The sequence below is a fragment of the Streptosporangium sp. NPDC002607 genome (assembly GCF_053592655.1).
Genome location: NZ_JBSFWD010000001.1, coordinates 19,071 through 39,921, shown reverse-complemented (window position 1 = coordinate 39,921; position 20,851 = coordinate 19,071). Strand labels below are relative to the sequence as shown.

Annotated in this window: 20 protein-coding genes; 7 read left to right on the top strand and 13 right to left on the bottom strand. The window is 68.8% G+C overall.

What is annotated here, in order from left to right; all coding sequences use genetic code 11:
* Positions 1-9 precede the first annotated feature (9 nt).
* The 7 genes from ACWD3H_RS00185 to ACWD3H_RS00155 all read right to left on the bottom strand — a co-directional run bounded on the left by ACWD3H_RS00185 (position 10) and on the right by ACWD3H_RS00155 (position 7,504).
* On the bottom strand, positions 10-336 hold the full coding sequence (locus ACWD3H_RS00185) for a hypothetical protein (RefSeq protein WP_451953477.1): 327 nt from the start codon (positions 334-336) through the stop codon (positions 10-12).
* Positions 336-1,259, bottom strand: coding sequence for an alpha/beta fold hydrolase (locus tag ACWD3H_RS00180; protein WP_451953476.1), 924 nt, complete (start codon positions 1,257-1,259; stop codon positions 336-338). Before ACWD3H_RS00180 ends, ACWD3H_RS00185 begins: the two co-directional genes overlap by 1 nt.
* A 26-nt stretch (positions 1,260-1,285) precedes the next feature.
* Positions 1,286-3,661: a CoA transferase gene (locus ACWD3H_RS00175; protein WP_451953475.1), complete on the bottom strand. Its 2,376-nt coding sequence runs from the start codon at positions 3,659-3,661 to the stop codon at positions 1,286-1,288.
* Between the two features lie 75 nt (positions 3,662-3,736).
* Positions 3,737-5,035: an amidohydrolase family protein gene (locus ACWD3H_RS00170; RefSeq protein ID WP_350929219.1), complete on the bottom strand. Its 1,299-nt coding sequence runs from the start codon at positions 5,033-5,035 to the stop codon at positions 3,737-3,739.
* A gap of 105 nt (positions 5,036-5,140) precedes the next feature.
* Positions 5,141-5,647, bottom strand: coding sequence for a DoxX family protein (locus ACWD3H_RS00165; protein ID WP_451953474.1), 507 nt, complete (start codon positions 5,645-5,647; stop codon positions 5,141-5,143).
* The gene (locus ACWD3H_RS00160) at positions 5,647-5,973 is read right to left on the bottom strand and encodes a hypothetical protein (protein WP_350929215.1); all 327 of its coding nucleotides are present in this window, start codon (positions 5,971-5,973) and stop codon (positions 5,647-5,649) included. The genes ACWD3H_RS00165 and ACWD3H_RS00160 overlap by 1 nt, the downstream gene beginning before the upstream one ends.
* Positions 5,974-6,004: 31 nt before the next feature.
* On the bottom strand, positions 6,005-7,504 hold the full coding sequence (locus ACWD3H_RS00155) for an AMP-binding protein (RefSeq protein WP_451953473.1): 1,500 nt from the start codon (positions 7,502-7,504) through the stop codon (positions 6,005-6,007).
* 330 nt (positions 7,505-7,834) lie between these two features.
* Here ACWD3H_RS00155 and ACWD3H_RS00150 point away from each other — a divergent pair, with 330 nt between their 5' ends.
* The 4 genes from ACWD3H_RS00150 to ACWD3H_RS00135 all read left to right on the top strand — a co-directional run bounded on the left by ACWD3H_RS00150 (position 7,835) and on the right by ACWD3H_RS00135 (position 11,770).
* Positions 7,835-8,995, top strand: a complete 1,161-nt coding sequence (locus ACWD3H_RS00150; RefSeq protein ID WP_451953472.1) for a thiolase family protein — start codon at positions 7,835-7,837, stop codon at positions 8,993-8,995.
* On the top strand, positions 8,992-9,459 hold the full coding sequence (locus ACWD3H_RS00145) for a Zn-ribbon domain-containing OB-fold protein (protein ID WP_451953471.1): 468 nt from the start codon (positions 8,992-8,994) through the stop codon (positions 9,457-9,459). The genes ACWD3H_RS00150 and ACWD3H_RS00145 overlap by 4 nt, the downstream gene beginning before the upstream one ends.
* Before the next feature lie 223 nt (positions 9,460-9,682).
* Complete coding sequence (locus tag ACWD3H_RS00140) at positions 9,683-11,146, top strand: MFS transporter (protein ID WP_451953470.1); 1,464 nt, start codon at positions 9,683-9,685, stop codon at positions 11,144-11,146.
* Positions 11,147-11,299: 153 nt separating this feature from the next.
* Positions 11,300-11,770, top strand: coding sequence for a GNAT family N-acetyltransferase (locus ACWD3H_RS00135; protein WP_451953469.1), 471 nt, complete (start codon positions 11,300-11,302; stop codon positions 11,768-11,770).
* Between the two features lie 204 nt (positions 11,771-11,974).
* Here the strand turns inward: ACWD3H_RS00135 and ACWD3H_RS00130 are convergent, their stop codons facing one another.
* Positions 11,975-12,988: a trypsin-like serine peptidase gene (locus ACWD3H_RS00130; RefSeq protein WP_451953468.1), complete on the bottom strand. Its 1,014-nt coding sequence runs from the start codon at positions 12,986-12,988 to the stop codon at positions 11,975-11,977.
* 223 nt (positions 12,989-13,211) lie between these two features.
* Here ACWD3H_RS00130 and ACWD3H_RS00125 point away from each other — a divergent pair, with 223 nt between their 5' ends.
* Positions 13,212-13,373, top strand: coding sequence for a hypothetical protein (locus ACWD3H_RS00125; protein WP_451953467.1), 162 nt, complete (start codon positions 13,212-13,214; stop codon positions 13,371-13,373).
* Positions 13,374-13,537: 164 nt separating this feature from the next.
* On the opposite strand, the gene ACWD3H_RS00120 is transcribed toward ACWD3H_RS00125, so the two are convergent.
* Both ACWD3H_RS00120 and ACWD3H_RS00115 read right to left on the bottom strand, forming a co-directional pair.
* Positions 13,538-13,882, bottom strand: a complete 345-nt coding sequence (locus tag ACWD3H_RS00120) for a hypothetical protein (protein ID WP_350929202.1) — start codon at positions 13,880-13,882, stop codon at positions 13,538-13,540.
* Positions 13,883-14,043: 161 nt separating this feature from the next.
* Complete coding sequence (locus tag ACWD3H_RS00115; protein ID WP_451953466.1) at positions 14,044-14,451, bottom strand: hypothetical protein; 408 nt, start codon at positions 14,449-14,451, stop codon at positions 14,044-14,046.
* Positions 14,452-14,874: 423 nt separating this feature from the next.
* On the opposite strand from ACWD3H_RS00115, the gene ACWD3H_RS00110 reads away from it, so the two are divergent.
* Positions 14,875-18,663 carry an nSTAND1 domain-containing NTPase gene (locus tag ACWD3H_RS00110; RefSeq protein ID WP_451953465.1) on the top strand — a complete coding sequence of 1,263 codons (3,789 nt, stop codon included), beginning with the start codon at positions 14,875-14,877 and terminating at the stop codon, positions 18,661-18,663.
* A 109-nt stretch (positions 18,664-18,772) separates the two neighbouring features.
* Here the strand turns inward: ACWD3H_RS00110 and ACWD3H_RS00105 are convergent, their stop codons facing one another.
* Positions 18,773-19,405, bottom strand: a complete 633-nt coding sequence (locus ACWD3H_RS00105) for an RloB family protein (protein WP_451953464.1) — start codon at positions 19,403-19,405, stop codon at positions 18,773-18,775.
* Positions 19,365-19,934: an AAA family ATPase gene (locus ACWD3H_RS00100; protein ID WP_451953758.1), complete on the bottom strand. Its 570-nt coding sequence runs from the start codon at positions 19,932-19,934 to the stop codon at positions 19,365-19,367. The genes ACWD3H_RS00105 and ACWD3H_RS00100 overlap by 41 nt, the downstream gene beginning before the upstream one ends.
* A gap of 7 nt (positions 19,935-19,941) precedes the next feature.
* Between ACWD3H_RS00100 and ACWD3H_RS00095 the strand changes: the two genes are divergently transcribed.
* The gene (locus ACWD3H_RS00095; protein WP_451953463.1) at positions 19,942-20,484 is read left to right on the top strand and encodes a hypothetical protein; all 543 of its coding nucleotides are present in this window, start codon (positions 19,942-19,944) and stop codon (positions 20,482-20,484) included.
* 160 nt (positions 20,485-20,644) lie between these two features.
* Here the strand turns inward: ACWD3H_RS00095 and ACWD3H_RS00090 are convergent, their stop codons facing one another.
* On the bottom strand, positions 20,645-20,845 hold the full coding sequence (locus ACWD3H_RS00090; RefSeq protein ID WP_451953462.1) for a DUF397 domain-containing protein: 201 nt from the start codon (positions 20,843-20,845) through the stop codon (positions 20,645-20,647).
* Positions 20,846-20,851: the final 6 nt, after the last annotated feature.

Below are 20,851 nucleotides of genomic sequence, written 5' to 3'. Positions count from 1 at the left end.
GGCGGACGGTCAGTTCTCCTCCGAGACCACCCCCAGGTACGTCCCGTAGACACCGAGCCGCTCGCCGTCACGCTCGATCTCCCCGAGCAGCCGGCTGCGCGGGGAGACCTCGCCGCCCAGCGGGAGCACGCTGAACCGGACGTGGACGGGCCGGGAGGTCTCGGGGTCGGTGATGTCGACCCAGACCGCGACGCTGCCCTTCACCTCGTCCTGCTCGACCTTCGTCACGCGGTGCCGCGAGGTCAGTTCGAGGAAGGTGTGCTCGCCGGTCAGGTCGAACCGGACGGGCGCGCACAGCTCCCCCTGCCGCGGCGGAATGCAGAGACTGATCGCCATCACTCGGCTCCTTCATCATCTTGATCGCGTAGGAAACGGGTCACCGCGTCGGCGAGGCCGCGGGGGTTGCTGGTCTGGATGGTGTGCCCGGCGTCGGGAATCCGTTCCCAGCGGGCTCCGGGGATGAGCGCGGCGAGTTCCGCCGCCCCTTCGTCGCTGAACACCCGGCTGCGTTCGCCGCGCAGCACCAGGGTGGGGCAGGTGATCCGCGCGGCGGCCTGTCGCAGTTCGTCCGGAGAGGCGATCCTGCCCATCTCCGGTTGGAACTGTGCCGTGTCGTGCTTCCAGGTGAGCAGGCCGTCGTCGGTCCAGGTCAGGTTCTGGGCCACCCCTGAGGTGGCCGCCTCCCGGGTACGCGGCAGCACGCCGGAGAGGAAGGCGTCGGCCTCGTCGAGGTCGGCGAAGAACGGGCGCCGGGAGATCAGCTCGTTGACGGACCGGCCCGAGGCGGCATCGATGTCGGGGCCGACGTCGACCACGACCAGCCCGGCCAGCATCGCCGGGCGCCGGGCGGCCCAGATCAGGGCCGCCATGCCGCCCATCGAGTGCCCGATCAGGACGACCCGCCGGGCGCCGAAGCTCGCGGTCACCGTGTCGAGGTCCGCGGCGATGGCGTCGGTGCCGTAACCGCCGGGCCCCGCCCAGTCGCTCTCCCCGTGCCCGCGCAGGTCGAGTGCGACACAGCGCCCGAGTCGCCGAAGCAGCGGTCCGACACTGTCGAAGGAGTGCGCGTGCAACCCGCCGCCGTGCAGGAAGAGCAGCAGCGGCTCGGTGGCCGGGCCTGGCCACTCCAGGTAGTGCAGCCGCACCCCGTCGTCGGCCCGCACCAGACCCTCGGCGGGGAGCACCACGTCGGCGGGGGCGACTCCGGCGGCCGAGGTGAGCGCGGTGAGCCGCTCGAACTCGCTCGCGAAGGAGTGCATCCGCAACGTGCGTACCGAGGGCCGCCTCACAGGCCCGCCGGCCGGGTACCGATCACCTTCTCCTCGGCCAGGACCCGGATCTCGTCGGAGTCCATCCCGAGGATGCCGGTGAGGATCTCCTCGTTGTGCTGGCCCAGCAGGGGCGCCGGAGTGTGGAACCACGGCTCGCCGACACTGGCGAGGCGGAACGGCAGCCCGGCGGTCAGGAACTCTCCGGCGGTCGGATGTGTCACCGGCTCCCAGAACCCGCGGGCGGTGAGTTGCGCGTCGGTCAGCAGGTCGGCGGCGGGGCTCACCCGCGCGGCGGCGACACCGGCCGCCCGGAGCCGGTCCACCGCGTCGCCCACGTCGACGCGCGCGCTCCACGAGCCGATCGCCTCGTCCAGTTCGTCGGCCGACGCCCGCCGGCCCGGCTCGTGGGCGAGGTCGGCGCGGCCGGCCAGATCGTCCCGGCCCAGAAGCCGCGCGAGCGCGGGCCAGGCGTCGTCGTCGAGCAGGGCCAGGGCCACCCACTCGTCGTCCCCGGCACAGCGGTAGACCCCCTGCGGGCCGGCGCCCGGACCGCGGTTGCCGTCGCGCCGCAGCTCCCGGCCGTTGACGCTCGCCTCCAGGAGTGCCTCGGCCGCGACGTTGAGCGCGGCCTCGACCATCGTCGACTCGACCTGCATGCCTGCCCCCGTGGCATCGCGGACCTCGAAGGCGGCGATCGAGGCGAACGCGGCGTGCAGCCCGGCGAGGGGGTCGCACACGCCGCGGGGGATCAGTGGCGGACCATCGGCCGCACCGGTCATCCATGCCATGCCGCCGGCCTGCTCCATCGTCTGGGCGAAGCCCACCCGGTCGCGCCACGGTCCGTCGAGGCCGAACGCCGGCATCCGGATCATCGTGACGCGCGGGTTGGCCGCCCTGATCGCGTCCCACTCCAGGCCGAGATTGCTCATCACCCGGGGGGAGAAGTTCTCGATGACCATGTCGGCGGTGGCGATCAGGCGCAGCGCCACCTCGCGGGCCCGGGGCAGGCTCAGCTCCAGGGTGAGGTCGAGCTTGTCGCTGTTGTTGCAGAGGAAGAACAGGCCCCACTCCCACCACTGGTCGACGGTCGGGGGCCGGCCGCCGGAGAAACGCATCCCGTCGGGGCGGCGCAGCCCCTCCACCTTGATGACCTCGGCGCCCAGCGCGGCGAGGGTCTGGGTGGCCGAAGGACCGGCCCAGAAGGCGGTGAAGTCCACGATCCGCAGCCCCGCGAGCGGACGGGCCGCCGGGTCGGCCGCGCCCTCGGCCGCCGGGACCCGGTCTCGTACCGGCCAGCTCACCAGGCCGTCGTGCGTACCGAGGTCCGGCACCTCGCCGGGGTCGACGGTGCCGAACGCCTCGCTGCGGTAGGGAACCCGTGGCTGCGGGTGGCCGCTCGCGTTCTTGACGAAGACACCGCGCTCGCGGAAGTGGTCGATCTCGGTGACCGTGGTCGGGGTGCCGATGGGCGCGACGGGGATGCGCAGCGCGGCGGCGAACTCCACGATCTCGGCCGTGGTACGGGTGGCCGCCCAGTTCTCCACCATCTCGGCGAACTCCTCCCGCCGCCGCAGGCGGCCGGCGAAGGAGGCCAGGTCGGCGTCCTCGACCAGGTCGGGACGGTCGATCAGCACCAGGAAGTCGGCGAACTGCTGGGCGGTGATGGTGCAGAACCCGACCAGGCCGTCGGCGGTGGGGACGATCGAGGGCAGTTCGAGGTTCCTCGGCGGCAGGCCCTGCCCCCCGTCGGGGAGGCCGGCCGCGACCGCGGACAGGCCGCCCATCGTGATGACCATGGCTTCGAACGTCGACACGTCGACGACATCACCTTGCCCGGTACGCCTGCTTCGGCGCAGCGCGGCGGCGGCGGCGACGGCGCCGTAGGAGCCGGCCACCCACTCGCCGATCCGCCCTCCGGCCTGCAGCGGCATCTCGCCGGGCCAGCCGCGGCCGCCGATGGACCCGCACATCGCCTGCAGTACGAACTCGTTGACCGGCAGGTCGGTCTCGGTGTAGGGCCCGTCGAGGCCGAAGGGGGTGATCGAGACGACCACCGTCGCGGAGCCGGGTGGCAGCAGCCGGCGTACGGCGTCGACGTCCCAGCCCGCCGATCCGTCGGTGACGACGAGATCGACGTCGGAGAACAGTTCCGCGGTGCCGGACACCACGGACTTCTTGCCCGCGTTGAGATAGCCGAACAGCGCGCCGCTCCGGTCGGCGGCGGGCTGGAAGCCCGACGCGCTCCACCGGCGCATCGGATCACCTTCCGGTGGCTCGATCTTGACCACTTCGGCGCCGGCGTCGGCGAACATCTTGCCGCAGTAGGAGGCGGCGATGCCCGCCGAGATCTCCAGGACTCTGAGTCCGGCGTAGGGGGTGCGCTGCGTCATCTCTACCTCGCGTGGTGATGTGGGGGATACGGCGCCCGCCCGAGGGGGGACGGGCGGGCGGCCGATCACTGGGGGTCAGGCGTCCTGGCGGGTGCGGGCCTGGCCGAACCGGGTCATCCGGGCCCAGGCGTCGCGGTCGCGCTGGCTGGCCTCGCGGCCGACATGGGTGACCACGTCGACGTCGGTGGCCAGCGACCGGAGGTATCCGGCGGTCGCCTGCTCCCTGGGGATGTGCTTGAAGGGGTCGAAGGAGTAGGCCTTCATCGCGTTCTCATGGGTGATCTTGTTGATCACCGAGTCGGGCAGGTGGCCCATCGTCTCGATGACGTCCTCGGGCGCGAAGGGCCAGTTGCTGTCCGAGTGCGGGTAGTCCGACTCCCAGAACACGTGGTTCTCGTTGAAGTGGTCGATCAGCTGGGGGCCGACCTTGTCGGTGATGAAGCAGGTGTAGAGGTGCTTCTTGAACACGTCGGTCGGTCCGGTGTAGCCCTCGGGGAAGGTGGCGTTGGTCCAGCCGGAGTGGCGGTTGAGCACGTGCTCGGAGCGCCAGAGGAAGTAGGGGATCCAGCCGATGTCACCCTCGGTGAGGGAGAACTTCAGGTTGGGGAACTTGCCCCAGAACTCTGCCCAGATCAGCTCAAGCAGGGTGTACGTGCTCATCATCGAGGAGATGGACATCGCCACGCTCGGCGGCGCGTCGGAGGAGATCATCGGCATCCGCGAGGACGAACCGACGTGGCAGCAGAGCACCGTGTTGTTGTCCGAGGCCGCCTTGAACAGCGGGTACCAGTAGTCGGTGTGGATGCTGGGCATGTTCAGCGCCTCGGGGTTCTCCGAGAACGTGACGGCGTGGCAGCCCTTGTCGGCCAGCCGCCTGATCTCCTTGGCGGCCTCCTCCACGTCGAACAGCGGCAGGATGCCGCACGGGATGAACCGGCCGGGGTGGGCGCCGCACCACTCGTCGACGTGCCAGTCGTTGTACGCCTTGATCATGATCAGGTTGAGGTCGCGGTCCGGCCCCTGGTTGAGCACCTGCCCGGAGAACCCGGTCCAGTTCGGGAAGTTCAGGCCCGCGAGCTGGCCGCCCGCGTTCATGTCCCGGACCCGCTCGTCGACGTTGAAGCAGCCGGGCCGCATCTCGTCGTAGCTGCTGGCGTCGATGTTGTACATCTCGCGCGGCTTGCCGGCCACCGCGTTGAGGCCCATGTTCCGGCCGCGCAGGTCGCCGTAGTACCACTGCTGGACCCCGTCGTCCTCAAGAATCACCCGAGGGGCCTGGTCCTTGTACCTCTCGGGGACATGGGCGTGGAACATGTCCGCGGGTTCGGCGATGTGGTCGTCGACACTGATCAGGATCAGATCGTCCTTGTTCATTTCAACCTCCGTTGGTCGGTCCTGCCGGGCAGGACGGATGGGGGGTGCGGCCCAGACCCCTGTTTCGGATACGAGCCGGAGCCGATCGGGGAACGCGAGCGGGGCTCAGGCCCGCTCCCGTACCGGTCGCCAGGTCGCGAGGAGCAGGACGGCCGAGCCACCCACGCCGACGAGCAGGGCGACCGCCAGCCGGATCCACCCGTCGGCGAGGGCGTCGATTCCCAGCACCGCGTCGAGCGAGGCTCCGCCCGGACCGGCGAGGGCGACCGCGAGGCAGGTCACCGCGAGCAGCAGTACGTACTCGTAGCCGTCCTTGAACACGAAGAAGCCGTTGCGGGCGTGGGCGGTGAGTCCGGCGACGACCGAGACACCGACCAGCGCGCCCGCCGCCACCGGTGTCAGCAGTCCCAGCGCGAGTGCCGTGCCCGCCGCCACCTCCACCACGACCGACATGACGGCCTGCAGCCTGGGATGGCGCATGCCCAGGCCCGCGAACCAGCGGGCCGTTCCGGCGAGCTTTCCGCCGCCGAAGGCGTGGTTGAGACCGTGCACGATGAAGATCACTCCGACCGCGGCACGGACGAGGAGGACGGCGCCGTCCGTCGGCCCCATCAGTCGCTGGCCGGGAGCGGCTTGGCCTCTTTGAGGACGAGGTCGGTCTCGCCGTCCGACAGCGAGCCCTCGCCGCCCACGGTCACGAGCACCTCGACGGCGTCGTCGTCGGGGTGGGTGTAGCGCTTGCCGAGCAGTGACCCGCGCATCCGCTCCGCGGCGGGTGTCACCTCCGCCGAGCCGGACGCGTCACGTCCGAGCATCGGAGCGCCACCGCAGCAGAGCGACAGCGGGCGCGTCCCCGGCCGGACGACGATGACCTCGGTGGCGCACACCTGACTCTTCAGGCGCAGCCCGGCGCGGAGGCCGACGGCCTCGGTACTCATGATCGACTCCTTCGTTGCATGGGGCACCCGCTCAGCTCTCCGCGGGCGGGCCGAGCTGGGCGACGAGATGGCGGCGGATGATCTTTCCGGTCGGCGTGTAGGGAAGCTCGGTGCGGAAGACGACCTCGTCGGGTGTCCGGGAACCGCGCAGCAGGCCGCGGACGTGCGCGCGCAGCTCCGCGACATCGGCCTGTGCGTTCTCGCGCCGGACGACGACCGCGACGAGTCGCTGGCCCCACTCGTCGTCGGGCACCCCGACGACCGCGACCTCCGCCACCGCGGGGTGGGTCAGCAGCGCGTCCTCCACCTCCGCGGGCGCGATGTTCTCCCCGCCGCGGATGATGGTGTCGTCGTTGCGGCCGCCCAGGAACAGGTAGCCGTCCTCGTCGAGACGGGCGAGGTCGCGGGTGGGGAACCAGCCGTCGGCGTCCAGCACCGAGCCCGTTCCCCGGTACTCCCCGGACACCTGCTCGCCGCGGACCCACAGCTCGCCGGTCAGTCCCGGGCCGAGGACCGATCCGTCGTCCGCCCGGATCTGTGCCTCGATGCCGGGCACGACCTGACCGGCCGAACCGAGCCGGGCCCGCAGGAGCGGATCGTCGGACTCGACCGCCTTGCGGTGATCCTCGGGCCCGAGCACGGCGATGGTGGAGCTGGTCTCGGTCAGGCCGTAGGCGTTGGCGAATCCGGTCTCCGGAAAGGCGCGCAGGGCCTGTTCGAGCACCGGCAGCGGCATGCGCGCGCCACCGTAGGCGAGCGAGGCGAGCGCCGGGCAGTCCGCGTCCGCTCCGCCGAGATGCTCGACGACGCGCGCCAGCATGGTGGGCACGACCATCGCGCCGGTCACCTCCTCCGAGCGCACGAGCTCCAGCCAGCAGGCGGGGTCGAAGTCCGGCAGGTAGACCATCCTGCGGCCCGCGTACACGTTGGTCAGGGCTGAGCCGATCCCGGCCACGTGGTACGGCGGGACACTGACCAGGGCGCAGTCGCGCTCGTCCGCCGTGGCGAACTCCACCGTGCCCAGGACGTAGGAGAGCAGGTGGGAGTGGCGCAGCACGACGCACTTGGGGTCGGCGGTGGTACCGCTGGTGAACAGCAGGACCGCGGCGGAGCCGGGATCGGCCTCGGGGCCGGGCACCGGCTCGGTCGCTCTGGCGGCTGACAGCCACTCCTCGGCCGCGATGACGCGATGACCGGTGCTCCTGGCGATCTCGACGTACCTGGAGTCCGCGATGACCACCGGTGCGTCCAGCCGATCGAGCAGGCCGCGCAGCACATCGCGAGGCAGCCGATAGTTCAGCGGGGCCAGCGGGAGTCCGGCGGCGGCGCCGGCGAACAGCAGGGTGGGCAGCAGCGGTGAGTTCTGGCCGATGAACGCGACCGAACCCGCGGCGCCCTCCCGAAGCAGGGTGGCCCCGGCGTTCGCGTCCCGCTCAAGGCCGGCGAAGGTGATGCCGTCCGCTCTGCGCCCGAGGGCGACGCGGTCCGCGAACGCGGCCGCCGCCATGGAGAGAAGCATGGAGATGCTCACAGGGCCTCCGTGGTCCGTGGCGAATTGCGACCAGTAGAACTCGGACCTTTAGTCCTGTCAACCCTCAAGATTGGAACCGTTTGTCGGGAAGGAGTTAGGGCTGCCTAACTTGATCTTCTTTGCAATATGCCCGGTTCTGTCGGGTTTTTTGGATGGAGGTATCGGACTATCGGTGCAACATCACTTGGAGTTCGCACAGTCGCACCTCTTGACGTAGTGAGGAACACTGAATCTAATAGGTCCATAGTTCTGTGATGGGAATCACTTCCTGGGGTGGTTGTACATGCATGTGAGACAACGAGTCGGAACCCTGGCGCGGAGGATGAGCCGGTGACCGCCGGCCGCGCGGCGATCGCCGGGGTGTTCAACACCCCGCAGGCGCGACGCCTGGAGAACTGGACGACCCGGAAGCTGATCGCGTCGGCCGCCCTGGGCGCCCTGCGCGACGCCGGGCTCACGCTCGCCGACGTCGACGGGGTGATCACGGAGGGAGATTCCTCCGCGCTCATCTACGACCTGCGACTCGGGCCCGCCTGGCAGGGGCGGGGATTCGGCCTCGACGCCGTCGTCGAGGCGGCCAACGCGATCGAGGGAGGTCAGGCCGACGTCGTCCTCATCGTCGCGGCCGCGGCAGGGGTGTACGTCGACCGGGACGCGACCGCGCCGTGGACCCGGCCGGAGAACGAGTTCGTGGCGCCCTGGGGCCTCTTCACCGCCGCGGAGTTCGCCCTGATCGCCCGGCGGCACATGACGACCTACGGGACGACCCCCGAGCAACTGGCCATGGTCGCCGCGACCATCCGCAACAACGGTCACCACAATCCCGAGGCGGTGTACTCCGGGCGCGGCCCGTTCAAGCCCGAGGACATCCTCGCCTCCCGGATGATCGCCGACCCGTTCCACCTGCTGGACTGCTCGATGACCTCCGAGGGCGGGTGCGCGCTGGTCCTGGTCGCCGCCGACCGGCTGGCCGACCTCCCTGCCAAGCCCGTCCACGTGCTGGGCGGCGGCGCGGACTACTACGGCCCCGCCTACCAGTTCCCGCCCAGCTGGGACCTGGCCGGCCGTCGCGGCGGCCCGGTCAACGGCCGGATCGGCGGGCGGGCGGCGGACCGGGCGTTCCGGCACGCCGGCCTGGAACGTTCCGACGTCGACGTCCTCGAACTGTACGACCCGTTCTCATTCGAGATCATCCGCCAGCTGGAGGCGTTCGGCTTCTGCGAGCCGGGCGAGGGCGGTCCGTTCGTCGAGGACGGGCACATCGCCATCACCGGCAGCCACCCGGTCACCACGGACGGAGGAACGATGTCGTTCAGCCACGCGGGCGGGTCACCGCAGATGTTCCAGCGCGTCATCCGCGGCGTCCAGCAGCTCCGCGGCGAGGCGGGACCGCTGCAGGTACCCGGAGCCGAGGTGGCACTGTGCAGCGGCGCCGGAGCCGGAGCCCTGTTCAACTCGGTCGTTCTGCTCGGCACGGAGGCGTCGTCATGAGCACACCCCTGGCTCCCCAGCACGGTGAGTTGCCGCACGCCGAGCCCACCGAGCTGAGCGCCCCGTTCTGGAACCGCTGCGCGGAGGGAACGCTGACCTTCCAGCGCTGCGCGGCCTGCCGGTCGATCAACTTCCCGCCGGTCGAGGTCTGCCGCGAGTGCCTGGGAACCGACCTCGGCTGGGAGGAGAGCTCGGGCCGCGGCACCCTCTACAGCTGGACGGTCGTGCACCGGCCGGTCACCGCCGCCTTCACCCCGCCCTACGCGCCCGCCATCGTCGACCTGGACGAGGGCTACCAGATGGTCACGGACCTGATCGGAATCGCACCCGAGGAGATCATCGCCGGGATGCCGGTCGAGGTCGACTTCCACGAGGTGAGCCCCGGACTGCACCTGCCCTACTTCCGGCCGCGCCCCAGCCGGCCCCTGTCCCGCGAGCCTCGCGAGACGGAAGAGGAAACCTGACCGGCCGCGAAAGGTAAGAAACCAGCGGGACAGCCCTTCACCAGCCACAGGCATTCGTGCCTGTGTTCCTCCCTATGGCATCGCGTACCGGCGTGCATGAAACGGCCGTACGCGACGTGAGCCGGCACGCCCCGCTCCGCCGAGCGTCGGCGTGTCCGTTCACCTTCGTCTCCGCACTCCCCACCCCCCGCCGCAGTGCTCCCGGATGCGAGGAGAAACAAGAATGTCATCACCCTCCGGTACGTCAGCCGCCAACCTGCCACCTCGGTCGATTCCGGTCGTCATCACGGTGCTGCTCATCGCCGAGATCGTCAGCGCCTTCGAGACGACCATGGTCTACAACGCCCTGCCCCGGTTCATCGCGGCGTTCCAGAGCAACGCCGCGGACGTCAGCTGGAGCGTGACGGCGTTCCTCCTCGTCGCGGCCGCGTCCGCCGCGCTGTGCGGCCGTCTCGGTGACGTCTACGGGCGGCGGAAGCTCCTGATCATCGTGCTGCTGCTCTCGGCGGTGGGTTCGCTGATCAGCCTCTCCACCGGCACGCTGACCGGCGTGATCGTCGGCCGGGCGATCCAGGGAGCCGCCGGGGCGATCCTGCCGCTCTGCTTCGGCCTCGCCCGCGAGATGCTGCCGGCCAAACGGGTACCGGTCGCGGTCGCGGTCATCGCGGGTGCGGCGCTCATCGCCGGAGCGTCGGGCAACCTCGTCTCCGGCCTGCTGCTCGACCTGGCGGACTGGCACCTCATCTTCGTCTTCGCCGCCGCCCTGGCGCTCATAGCCGCCGCGGCCTGTCTGGTCCTGCGACCCTCGACCGTCATCGCACGAGTACAGAAGATCGACTATGTGGGTGGTGTCCTCTTCGCCCCCGCCATCGCGCTGGTGCTGTTCGGGGTCACCCAGTCCCGTAGCTGGAGCTGGGGAGACGCCAGGACGCTTGGTTTCATCCTGGTCGGGCTGGCGATACTCGCGGTCTGGGCGTGGTGGGAGCTCAGGGTCGACGACCCGATGATCAATATCCGGCTGTTCTTCCAGCACAAGCTCGCCCTGACGATGCTCGCCACCGCGGTCCTCGCGCTCGGTCCGCTCGGTATCAGCGGATTCCTCTTCCCCCTGATGATGCAGACGCCGGAGGCGGCACCGGTGGGTCTCGGGCTGAGCCCGAGCGTCGCGGGGATGTTGGCCTTCTCCACCTCCATCATCGGCTTCGTGCTCACCCCGGTCAGCGGGCGCGTCTCGGCGGCCGCGGGGGCCCGGCTCTCACTGATGATCGGCGCGGCCGTCGGTGTGGCGGGCGTCGTGATGCTCGCGGTGCTGCACAAGAGCGTCGTCGGCCTGGTCGCGAGCACCCTCGTCCTCGGCATCTCGACGGCGTTCGTCTACACCGCGCTGCCCAACCTGGTGGTCGAGGCGGTCCCTGCGGAGAACACCAGCGAGGCGACCGGCGTCAACGTCGTCACCCGCACCGCCTTCCAGGGCGTCGCCACCTCGGTCGGGGCCGTGCTGCTCGCCTCCGCCACCGTGCCGGGGACGACGTTCGGAACCGAGGCGGCCTACTTCAAGGTGTTCGCCCTGATGGGGGTCTGCTGCGTGATCACGTTCGTGATCGGCATGGTCATCAAGCCCGGACGGGAAACGGCACGATCCGCGACGCCCGGGGTCGCGACCCCCGTGGCGGCGCAGGCCGACTGACGGCCGCACCGGTTCAGGGCCCCGGGACGACGACGTCCCGGGGCCCTGCCCCCTGACCGATCTCCCCACCTCGGGGGCGGTCGCGGGGGGCTTTCGGCGGTACGGCCCCCGGTGCGCCGGAATTGTCACTCCCCGGTGCCAGACTCGCTCGGCATGAGCGACGATGTGCGGCTGAGGGATGTCGAAGAGGCCGATCTGGAGCTGTTCTTCGAGCACGAGCACGACCCCGAGACGGTCCGGCGGTCGAAGTTCGTTCCCCGGGAGCGGGAACGCTTCATGACCCACTGGACCACCAGGGTCCTGGGAGACCCCACGAACCTGGTGCGGACGGTCACCGTGGACGGCGAGGTGGCCGGCAATGTCGTGTCCTGGTGGGAGGGGGACATGCGCTTCATCGGATACGTGTTCGGCCGGCGGTACTGGGGCCGGGGCATCGGCACCCGGGCGCTGACGCTCTACCTGCGGCAGGAGCGGACCCGCCCGCTCTACGCCGACCCCTTCGGCGGGAACATCGGTTCGGTACGACTACTGGAGAAATGCGGCTTCCGGCACACCGAGACGGTCCGGTACGGCGAACACGAGCACATCATGCTGGTGCTGGACGCGTCCTCCTCACCCGTCTGATTCCGGGCGCGTCAGCGTACGCGGTGTATGAGCGTCAGGTCCTGTTCGAAAAGCACGAGGCCCGCTCACCCCTGTCGCGCTGTGCGAGTGTCTGTCGCGTAACTGTGGCCTCCTGGGTGAAGTGGCGGAGTCAGTGGTCGTCACCACCAGTTGGCATGGCACCGCGCCCGCCCTCTGGGCGGACGCGGCGGGAACGGGAGCCGGCTAAGTGATGGAGGAGCGGATGGTGCCGGTCCAGAGGTTGGCGGCCTTCTGGTAGACCATGAGCAACTCACGGTCGAAGTACGGTGAGACGCCGGTGTCGTACCGGTTGTCGCCATCGGTGTCGGAAACGCTGACCGTGATGCCGTTGAGATAGCCGACGCGGCTGTCGTCCGTGTACTGGGTCAGCCACGAGGAACCGAGAGAGCCCTCACCGGTGAACGGGGAGTCCACCCCGACGGGCCGGTCCGCGGGGAGGCCCGTGACCTTCATCGCGAACGTCGATCCGGTCGACCGTTCGAGGCTCTCGCCCGGGTAGGGCCGGCTGCCGTCGGGGTTGGGGCCGGCGGGGTAGCCGAAGACGTCGACCGTGGGCGCGAGCGGCTGGTTGAACGCGACCCCCTGGCCGCCGACGCTCTCGGCCAGCTTCCCGGTATCGGTCAGCACGTCCGGAGAAGAGAGGACGACGCCGTTGTACACGTTGACGAAGGCGAGGTCGCGGTCGTAGTCCCGGATGTCGTCGAAGTCATAGTGAACGAGGCCCTGCTTTCCGACGTACAGGCCGAAAGGGGTCGTGCCCTCGGAGTAGCCGGGGACGAAGACCCACTTGGCGAGCGCGCCGGCCGGGGCCTCGACGTCCAACAGGCAGTGACCCGCCGTCGCGACGAGGTTCCGGTATTTCGAGTGCACGGACGTGCCGGTGCACCAGTGCGGCTGGAGGTCGCTGCCGATGAAGAACACCTTGCCCGAGGTCGCGGGCATCCCCCATGTCGGCATGGTCGGCTCCTCCAGTGGCGGGATGGAAACCGGGGGGCCGTCCGGGACGATGTCCGTGGACAGACGTTCCCCGGCGACCGTGGTCCGCACGGCGTACGGCGTGGCGTTCTTCAGGTTGGCGGCCCCGTCGGCGAGCCAGAACCTCGCGACCTGCTGAGCCGTCGTCACCGTGGGAGCCAACGGGACCACCAGCACACTCGCGGCCTGTGCCGGCCCGGTGACGACAGTGGAACCCAACACGCTCAAGCCGATCCCCAACGCGATCAGTGCACGCCTCAAGGGCGATCTCCCGTCCAGTCATGGGGCGCCTTCGCGACCCGTCAGCGTGGAGAGCCGGCCGATCGACACGGCCGGCGAACAGCAAGATCGTAACCTCGATCGGAGCTCTGGTCCAGAAGTTTTGGATCACGCGTTCGATGTATCAGGTATTTGTTCGACCAGAAGTTCGAGGGTTGAGGCATCGGTGCCCGGGTGGGCGCTCCGCCCGCTCTACGCCGACCCCTTCAGCGGGAACATCGGCTCGGTGCGAGTGCTGGAGAAATGCGGCTTCCGGCGCGTCGAGACGGTCCAGTACGGCGAGCACGAGCACCTCATGCTCGTGCCGGCGTTCTCCTCACCCGTCTGATTCCAGGTGCGTCCGCGCATGTGGTGTATGGGCATCCGGGCCTGGGGGCCGGTCATGTTCGAAGGGTGCGGCGAAAAGCGCAGCGAGGGTAGGTGATGGGCTGGAGCCGCTCGTCTACCGACGGGTAGCGCTCCTGCCGGGCACGCGCCCGGCAGGAGCCGCTTTCAGCAGGTGACGGTCCTTTCGTACTTTGCGAACGCGGCTTGGGGGACGAACGCCCAGAATCTCCTCTGATTGTTCTTCATGGTGAAGCACCAGCTGTCCTTGCCCCGCTTGACGAGCACCTTCACCCTCATCGTCCTGCCGCACTTGTTCGTCAGCATGACTCCCTGACGAATGACCAATTGGCGCTTGACGCAGGACGGAGCGGTGCCGGCCGACGCGGACGCGGACGCCGACCCCGCACCGGCGGTCGTCGCCGGTGCCGCGTTGGCCGCGCCCGCAGGCGCCAGGGCGAGGGCCGCCGAAGCGACGACGACGGCAGTGGAAATTTTCAGTGTGCTGAGCATGGGGACTGTCTCCCGGTGTCGGCTCTCTCTACGAGAACGGTGTTCGAGACTTGGGACAGCGATCCGCGGGCGCGGTCACCGGGGCCCGTGCCGTCTCGGCGGACGGCACGGGAAACGGCTTGCTGTGCGGATCCGGGGACCGTTAAGCCTGGGGAACCTTGTCAGCACCAGGGCGAGAGGAGGCAGTAGAAGTACCTCTTGTGGTTCCAGAGTAAGGACCTGAAGATCCTGGGGAGCGAGTTGAACGCCGCGGAGTAGCTGGTCCATCCCTTCTTCGCCGCCTTCTCCAGCTTCGCCCACACCCACGCGCCGCCTGCCTTCATCACGGCGTGGCAGGCCAGCCGCTGCTTCCAGCCCTTCACCCGGCTGCATGAGAACTTCTTCGCCGCTGCCACGGTTGCCGGAGTGACCGCTCCTAGCGTGGGAGCGAGGTTCTCCGATGCCGTCTGCACGACCATGACGTGCGCGGAGCGCGTCACGGGGGCCGCATGGGCCGGCGCCGTAGTGGCCAAGGTCATGACCGCGGTACTCGCGGCCAGGGCCAGTCCTGCTTTTTGGCGCATGTTCATGCTTGCCGTCCTTCCTCTGGTCTCGCCGGCGGCACTCTGCTGCCGGCCGATGCGCCATCGGGCGAAACGCGGGCCTGTATCGCACTCGCTGTCGTCCGACGGCCTTCGAGGCCCGAAGTTATGCGGCGCCTATTTGTTTGGCAGCCCTGTTCAGAGCCCCAAACAAACAGATCGAGGGGGCGATCGACGACCTCGCCGACCGGCGGCAGGTGGACCCGGTGGGTACCGCCTGCGTCAAGACCCGGCGCCCGCGTACCCGTGCGTGTGCCCATCGGCTTGCCCGTCGGACGTCGCGTCCCGGGCAGGCCGGCCAGATGTCGCCCCCGCGGGAAATCGGTCGAGAAAGTCGCGCCAGCGCGGACGATTATGTAGTTTCAATTTCTCTAGCGACCTTTGCCGTCCAGTGGGTGGAGCGCCTGAACAGTGGGTCGTCGCGAAAGACCGCTGGATCCCGCGGAGGGACCTGTCCCGGGCTTCGCCTACGCGCTGCGGAAACTTCGCCAGGAGGCCGGTGGCATCACCTACCGGGACATGGCGCGGCGCGTGGGTTATTCGGTCACCACCCTGTCCCAAGCGGCCGCCGGCGAACGCCTGGCCTCGCTGCAGATCGTTCTCGCCTACGTGGAAGCGTGCGGTGGCGACCTGGCGGAATGGGAAACCCGCTGGCGCGACGTGACCGCGGAACTGGCGCGTGAAATGCGAGACGACGATGGGGCTGTGCCGTCCTACCTGGGCCTGGCCTCCTACGATGCCGAGGACGCGGCCCGTTTCTTCGGGCGCGAACGGCTGGTTCGGGAAGTAGTGGACCTGCTGGAACTGCGCCGTTTCGTGGCGGTTTTCGGACCGTCCGGCAGCGGCAAGTCCTCCTTGCTGCGGGCCGGGGTCGTGCCGGCCCTGCGGGCGTCGTCGTTCTCACCGCCGAAGGTGGTGGTCATCACCCCGGGCGACCACCCGATGCGGCACGCCGACCGGCTGCGCGCCGATGAGTCCGCCGACGGATCACCGGTAGTGGTGGTGGACCAGTTCGAGGAGGTGTTCGCGCTCTGCCGCGACCGGCGCGAGCGTGCGGAGTTCGTGGACATGCTCGTCGGTGCACGACGACCGGCGAGCGCACTGCGGGTGATCGTAGCCGTCCGGGCCGATTTCTACGGGCGCTGCAGCGAGCACCGAGAACTCGCCGAATCCCTGCGCGACGCCAGCCTGCTGGTCGGGGCCATGACCAGAGACGAGTTGCGGGAGGCGATCGTACGGCCGGCCATGGCCGACGGCCTCACGGTCGAACGCGCGCTGACCGCGGCGATCATCGCTGACGTCGCCGACGAGCCCGGCGCGCTGCCGCTGATGTCGCACGCGCTGCGTGAGACCTGGCGGCGCCGCCGGGGCAAGATGCTGACGCTCGATGCCTACGAGAGCGTGGGCAGGGTACAGGGGGCGACCAGTCACACCGCCGAGGAGCTGTACGGGCGCCTCTCCCCGGCCCAGGCCAGGATCGCCAGGCGCGTCCTGCTCCGGCTGATCAACCCTGGAGAGCAGGCCGAGGACACCCGCCGTCCGGTCTCCCGCGCGGAACTGGATCCTCTGGGAGACGTCGACACGGGACTCGTCATCGAGCTCCTGGCCGGCGCCCGGCTGCTGACGCTTCATCAGGACACCGTGGAGGTGGCCCACGAGGCCCTCATCGGGGCGTGGCCACGGCTGCGGGGCTGGGTCGACGAGGGTCGCGATCGTCTGCGCGCGCACCGGCAGCTGTCCCAGGCGGCCGCGTCCTGGGCCGAGCACGGCCACGACGCCGGCGCCCTGTATCGGGGCGCGCGCCTGACCGTCGCCGAGAAACTGCTCGCCGAGTCGGAACACCGCGACGATCTCACGCCCCTGGAGAACGACTTCCTCCAGGCGAGCGCGGCCCGTGCCCGGCGTGCCTCGCGCCTGCGGTCCGGCATCGTGGCCGCCCTGGCCGTGCTGCTGATCATCTCCGTGGCCGCGTCGGTGGGCGCCGTACGGCAGACCGACCTCGCCCGGGGGCGGCTGGAGGAGACGACGGCCCGGCTGGTGGCGCAACGCGCCGCGACCCTGCGCCTGACCGATCCGAGGTTGGCCCGCCGGCTGAGCGCCGCGGCGTGGCGGCTCTCCCCGGTCTCCGAGGCCAGGGGAGAGCTGGTCGACTCGATGGCGAGCCCGATGGTCGACGCCTTCACCGACCCATACGGCACCGCGGGGTCGCTGTACACGCTGAGCTCCGACGGAGCCGAACTGGCGTCCTACACTCCCGGCCGGCCGGGCGAGCCGGGCACCCTTCGCGTCCACGACCTTGCCCGGAAGAAGCAGGTCGCCGACGTGCTCTGGGAGCGGGAGGTTCTGGCTCTCGCGTTCAGACCCGGAACGCGCACCGTGGCGGTGGCGGACCTCTCCGGGGTGTGGCTGTGGTCGGTCCACGGCCCGGCGCCGAGCGGCTCACCCCTCATCTCCTGGCAGGGTTCGGACCAGCCCGACATGTGGTTCAGCCCCAGTGGCCGTTTCCTGACCATCTCGGGAGTGGAGGCCACGGAGACATGGGACGTCGAGAGGCACACCCGGGTACTGTCCGAAGAAGTCGTTCACATCAGTCCGGACGACCGGCTCGCGTTGGTGATCCCTTCCCGGGCTCGGGACCTGATCGCGGAGGAGACACCCGACTCGGACGCCGCGGCCACCGGTGGTTCGCGGTCTGCCCGTCGCCTTGAGCTGTGGGACCTTGTACGTGGCAAACGCGTCGACGCACCCTGGTTGCCGTCCAATGCCACCACCGGCGCGTTCAGCCCGGATGGCCGGCTGCTCGCCGTCTCCGCCCGCGAGGACGGCGTCCTGCTGTTCGGCATCTCGACCGGCAAGGAGGTGACAGAGGCGCCCATGTACGCGCCCGCCGAACGGCTGGAGTTCAGCGGCGATGGCCGTTTCCTCACCGGGACGGACATCGAGAATCGGGTGAACCTGTGGAGCATACGCAAGGGCATGTCCGATGGCATGCTGCTGGCGAGCCTCTCGCTCCCTCCGGGAACACTGGCTCCGCTTCATCGGATCTCCCACGACGGGCACCTCCTCCGAGTGGCGGACCCGTTCGGGACGGTGCAAACGTACGATCTCTCAGCGCACACCACCACGCTCGGCATGTTCGCCCCGGGAAACGACGAGCGGCGCTTCAGCCCCGACGGCCGCTTCCTGGCCGTGGCGACCGGCAAGCAGGAGGGCTGGAAGATCAAGATCTGGGACGTCGCCACCCGGAAACCTCTCGGCGCCGCGATCCGGCCGGACGACCCGCCTCCTCCGGAGGCAGAGCTCAACGATCCATCTCTGCCCGAGGCGGAGCCGTACTCGCCGGTGTTCAGCCCCGATGGACGCACGCTGGCGCTCATCCACGCCCAGTCGACCGTGGTGACGTTTTGGGACGTTGCGACGAGGGCCCGCATAGGCGACTTCACCGTGAGGCGTCAGTCGGCGGACGGAGTACGCGATCTGGTCTTCTCCCCCGACGGAAGGACCGTGGCGGTGAGCTCCTTCTCCGACAGCCAGGACGACGTCGACGAACTCGAACTGTGGGACGTCAGGAGCCGGACGTGGCTCAGGAGCATCGGGATGTACGCCGCGGGCGTGACCTTCCTACCTGACGGACGGCGATTGCTGGCCCGCGAGGGATCCTTCCTCACCGATACGCGCCGGTTGCCCGGAACCGAGGGAGCACTGCTGGACCTCGTCACCGGGAAGGTGTCGCCGTACCAGGCCGACGCCCGCGCTCGGGGAGAGGTGATCTTGTCGCGGAACGCGGCCGCAACCGGTGACACGTCCGGTCGTGTGACGTTCTGGACCGGGGAACTGCGCGAGCAACTCGCCCCGCCGCAGGTCGCGCACACGACGGCCGTCTCCGCTCTCGTGCCCTACCCGCCGGGTGGCATGTTCGCGTCCATCTCCGACAAAGACGTCATGCTGTGGGAGTGGCGCGGGCACCGGCAGATCGGTTCCAGGATCGAGCTCACCTCCGACCTCGTCGCCACCGTGGCATTCAACCGGACGGCGCTGCTCATCTCCCACCGGGATGGAAGGCTGCTGGAGATCACCGTCGCCCCGAATGCCGCCGCTGCGGCGATCTGCGCTGAGGATGGGGCGCTGTCCCGCCCCGAGTGGGACGTCCACATCCCTGAGCTGCCTTACGCGGATACATGTCGAGGGGGCCGCCAATAGCACTTCAGACGCCCGATTCTCCCTCACACTCCGGCGACTGCAGTCACACGCCACCACATCAACCGCATGAGCCGGGACCCGAACCTGCCTGACGGCATCCAGCGCTCTTTCAGGACCCACCCGCGCCGGTGGACCGCCCGGTTGCTTCGGGTCGGCCTTGAATCCCCGCGACCAATCGCCAGACGCTGGTCGAAGGATTCAGCATCGGATTCTTCCCATCAGGGCTGATCTGCTGTGCTCTGGCATACGCGGAATCAACCTTGTCTGCGAAGTCAGAAAATCTAGTGTTGCCCTCGCTCCAGAAAGGGATGATCTTCTTCAGTGTTTTCTTGGCGTCGTCGGCCGACTGAAACGGCTTGGTGTATTTGGCATGATGAAGGATCAGCCAGAATTCAAAGGACGGAGTGGAGAGTCCGAGTTCGACCGAACTTCCCTGTGCTGCACGCAGCATCGAAGCTGTGAGCGTTTCGTCCAGCTCTGTGTCCAGGACACGCCAGACGGCATCGTATTCGTCCGACACCCGGCTGACCGCTTCGCGTACCGCGGAGATGTGATCCCCTTTGGGGATGTCCACATCGAGCTGAGGACCGCGACGCGACCGCATACCAGTGAAGTAGCCTTTCTCGGTGGGTCCTTCACACAAAATCAGGAAACTGGAGCGCTCTTCCCTCGGGTTGCGTCTGTTCCGCCCCATTCGGGTTTCAGCGCTGATCTTCGCCGGTTTGGCCGTCCGGGGGGACATCGCCTACCTCTCCGCGCCTTGAAAGCGCAGCAGCGAAAAGCTCGTCATTGACAATCGGGACAGCACCGTAGCGGCCGGTCAGGTATCTCCGCTCCCGGTTCTCGTCCTTACGTGGTTTGAAATCAGACAGCGGGAACAGCTCCGTCGCGCCACATTCGTCTTTCTCGGTGAACCAGACATGGTCTCGATGGAGCACTTCCTCGCCCTGGATCCGGCCGAGCAGTGTGGCATCGTGGCTGGTGAAGATGAGCTGGGCTCCCAGCGGGTTGGTCTCCGGTTCCCGAAACAGCTTGACCAGCTGGGCCGACAGATATGGATGCAGGCTTGAGTCGAGTTCGTCCACGATGAGAAGACTTCCTCGGTCGAGCGACCTGAAGACCGGTATTCCTATGGGTAACGCCCACCTTTGATCACCAGTACCTGCCGGTTCAGGGGCACCGAGCGGAGCGCGTCGAGGATGAAGGCCAGGGGCGTCGTACTCCTGGAATTGACCAGAAACCCAGACGGCGCCGAGCCGTTGTGGTGAAATGCGCCGAATGGAGCGAGTGCGGCAGCTGGTGGGCGAGATGCTGATCTACTGTTTCGTCGTCATCCTGCTCACCGGCGGCTTCCTGGCCTTCTTCTACACACCGAGCAACCAGATGGTCCCCTACAACGGCTTCTACGAGCCGCTGCGGGGTGTCCCCGTGAGCGCGGCCTACGACTCGATCCTGAAGATCAGCTCCGAGGTGCGTGGCGGCCTGCTCATCCGGCACCTGCACCACAGCTCCTCGGTCCTGCTCGTCCTGGGAACCGTCGTCTGGATCCTGCTCGGCCGATCCCGTTACGCCCTCGCGGCCCTGGGGCTGGTCCTGCTCAGCGGTCTGGCCGGCTACGGCTCCGCCGACGACCTGCTCACCGGAACCGTCCTGGAAAAGCTGCCCACTCCCTGGTGGTACGGCTTGCATCTCCTGACGGCGCTGGCCGTGGTCACCGTACTGGTGCTCTCCTCTCGCCGCGAGGCCGGCCGAAGCCCGAGAACGCTCCGCTTCGTGGCATTGAGCCTCGGCCTCACCATTCTGGTGATCTTCTTCCTCTGACCGGCTACCGGCTCGCGATGAGGATGAGCTTCCATCCGCCGTTCCGAGGCTACTGGTGATCAGAGGTTGGCATTACCCGTAACACATCTGCCCTCCCAGGTCAGAGGCATGATCACAGGTAACGTCGAGCTTTCAGGTTCAGTACGGCACTTGCGTTCGGTTAGATTTCTCCGTCGCGGATGCCCGTGAGGAAGTTGTGCCAGGCCGTCGGGGAGAAGGTCAGCATTGGGCCGGCTGGGTCCTTGCTGTCGCGTACGGCGATGAGGCCCGGAAGGTTCGTGGCTACTTCCACGCAGTCGTCTCCGTTTGGGCCGCTGTAGCTACTTTTGATCCAGATGAGGTCGGGATGGATGGATTCCATGATGCT

Coding starts and splice junctions, on each gene's coding strand:
- ACWD3H_RS00185 (WP_451953477.1), bottom strand. CDS start 336: ATGGCGATCAGTCTCTGCATTCCGCCGCGGCAGGGGGAGCTGTGCGCG.
- ACWD3H_RS00180 (WP_451953476.1), bottom strand. CDS start 1,259: ATGCACTCCTTCGCGAGCGAGTTCGAGCGGCTCACCGCGCTCACCTCG.
- ACWD3H_RS00175 (WP_451953475.1), bottom strand. CDS start 3,661: ATGACGCAGCGCACCCCCTACGCCGGACTCAGAGTCCTGGAGATCTCG.
- ACWD3H_RS00170 (WP_350929219.1), bottom strand. CDS start 5,035: ATGAACAAGGACGATCTGATCCTGATCAGTGTCGACGACCACATCGCC.
- ACWD3H_RS00165 (WP_451953474.1), bottom strand. CDS start 5,647: ATGGGGCCGACGGACGGCGCCGTCCTCCTCGTCCGTGCCGCGGTCGGA.
- ACWD3H_RS00160 (WP_350929215.1), bottom strand. CDS start 5,973: ATGAGTACCGAGGCCGTCGGCCTCCGCGCCGGGCTGCGCCTGAAGAGT.
- ACWD3H_RS00145 (WP_451953471.1), top strand. CDS start 8,992: ATGAGCACACCCCTGGCTCCCCAGCACGGTGAGTTGCCGCACGCCGAG.
- ACWD3H_RS00140 (WP_451953470.1), top strand. CDS start 9,683: ATGTCATCACCCTCCGGTACGTCAGCCGCCAACCTGCCACCTCGGTCG.
- ACWD3H_RS00135 (WP_451953469.1), top strand. CDS start 11,300: ATGAGCGACGATGTGCGGCTGAGGGATGTCGAAGAGGCCGATCTGGAG.
- ACWD3H_RS00120 (WP_350929202.1), bottom strand. CDS start 13,882: ATGCTCAGCACACTGAAAATTTCCACTGCCGTCGTCGTCGCTTCGGCG.
- ACWD3H_RS00115 (WP_451953466.1), bottom strand. CDS start 14,451: ATGAACATGCGCCAAAAAGCAGGACTGGCCCTGGCCGCGAGTACCGCG.
- ACWD3H_RS00105 (WP_451953464.1), bottom strand. CDS start 19,405: ATGTCCCCCCGGACGGCCAAACCGGCGAAGATCAGCGCTGAAACCCGA.
- ACWD3H_RS00095 (WP_451953463.1), top strand. CDS start 19,942: ATGGAGCGAGTGCGGCAGCTGGTGGGCGAGATGCTGATCTACTGTTTC.
- ACWD3H_RS00090 (WP_451953462.1), bottom strand. CDS start 20,845: ATGGAATCCATCCATCCCGACCTCATCTGGATCAAAAGTAGCTACAGC.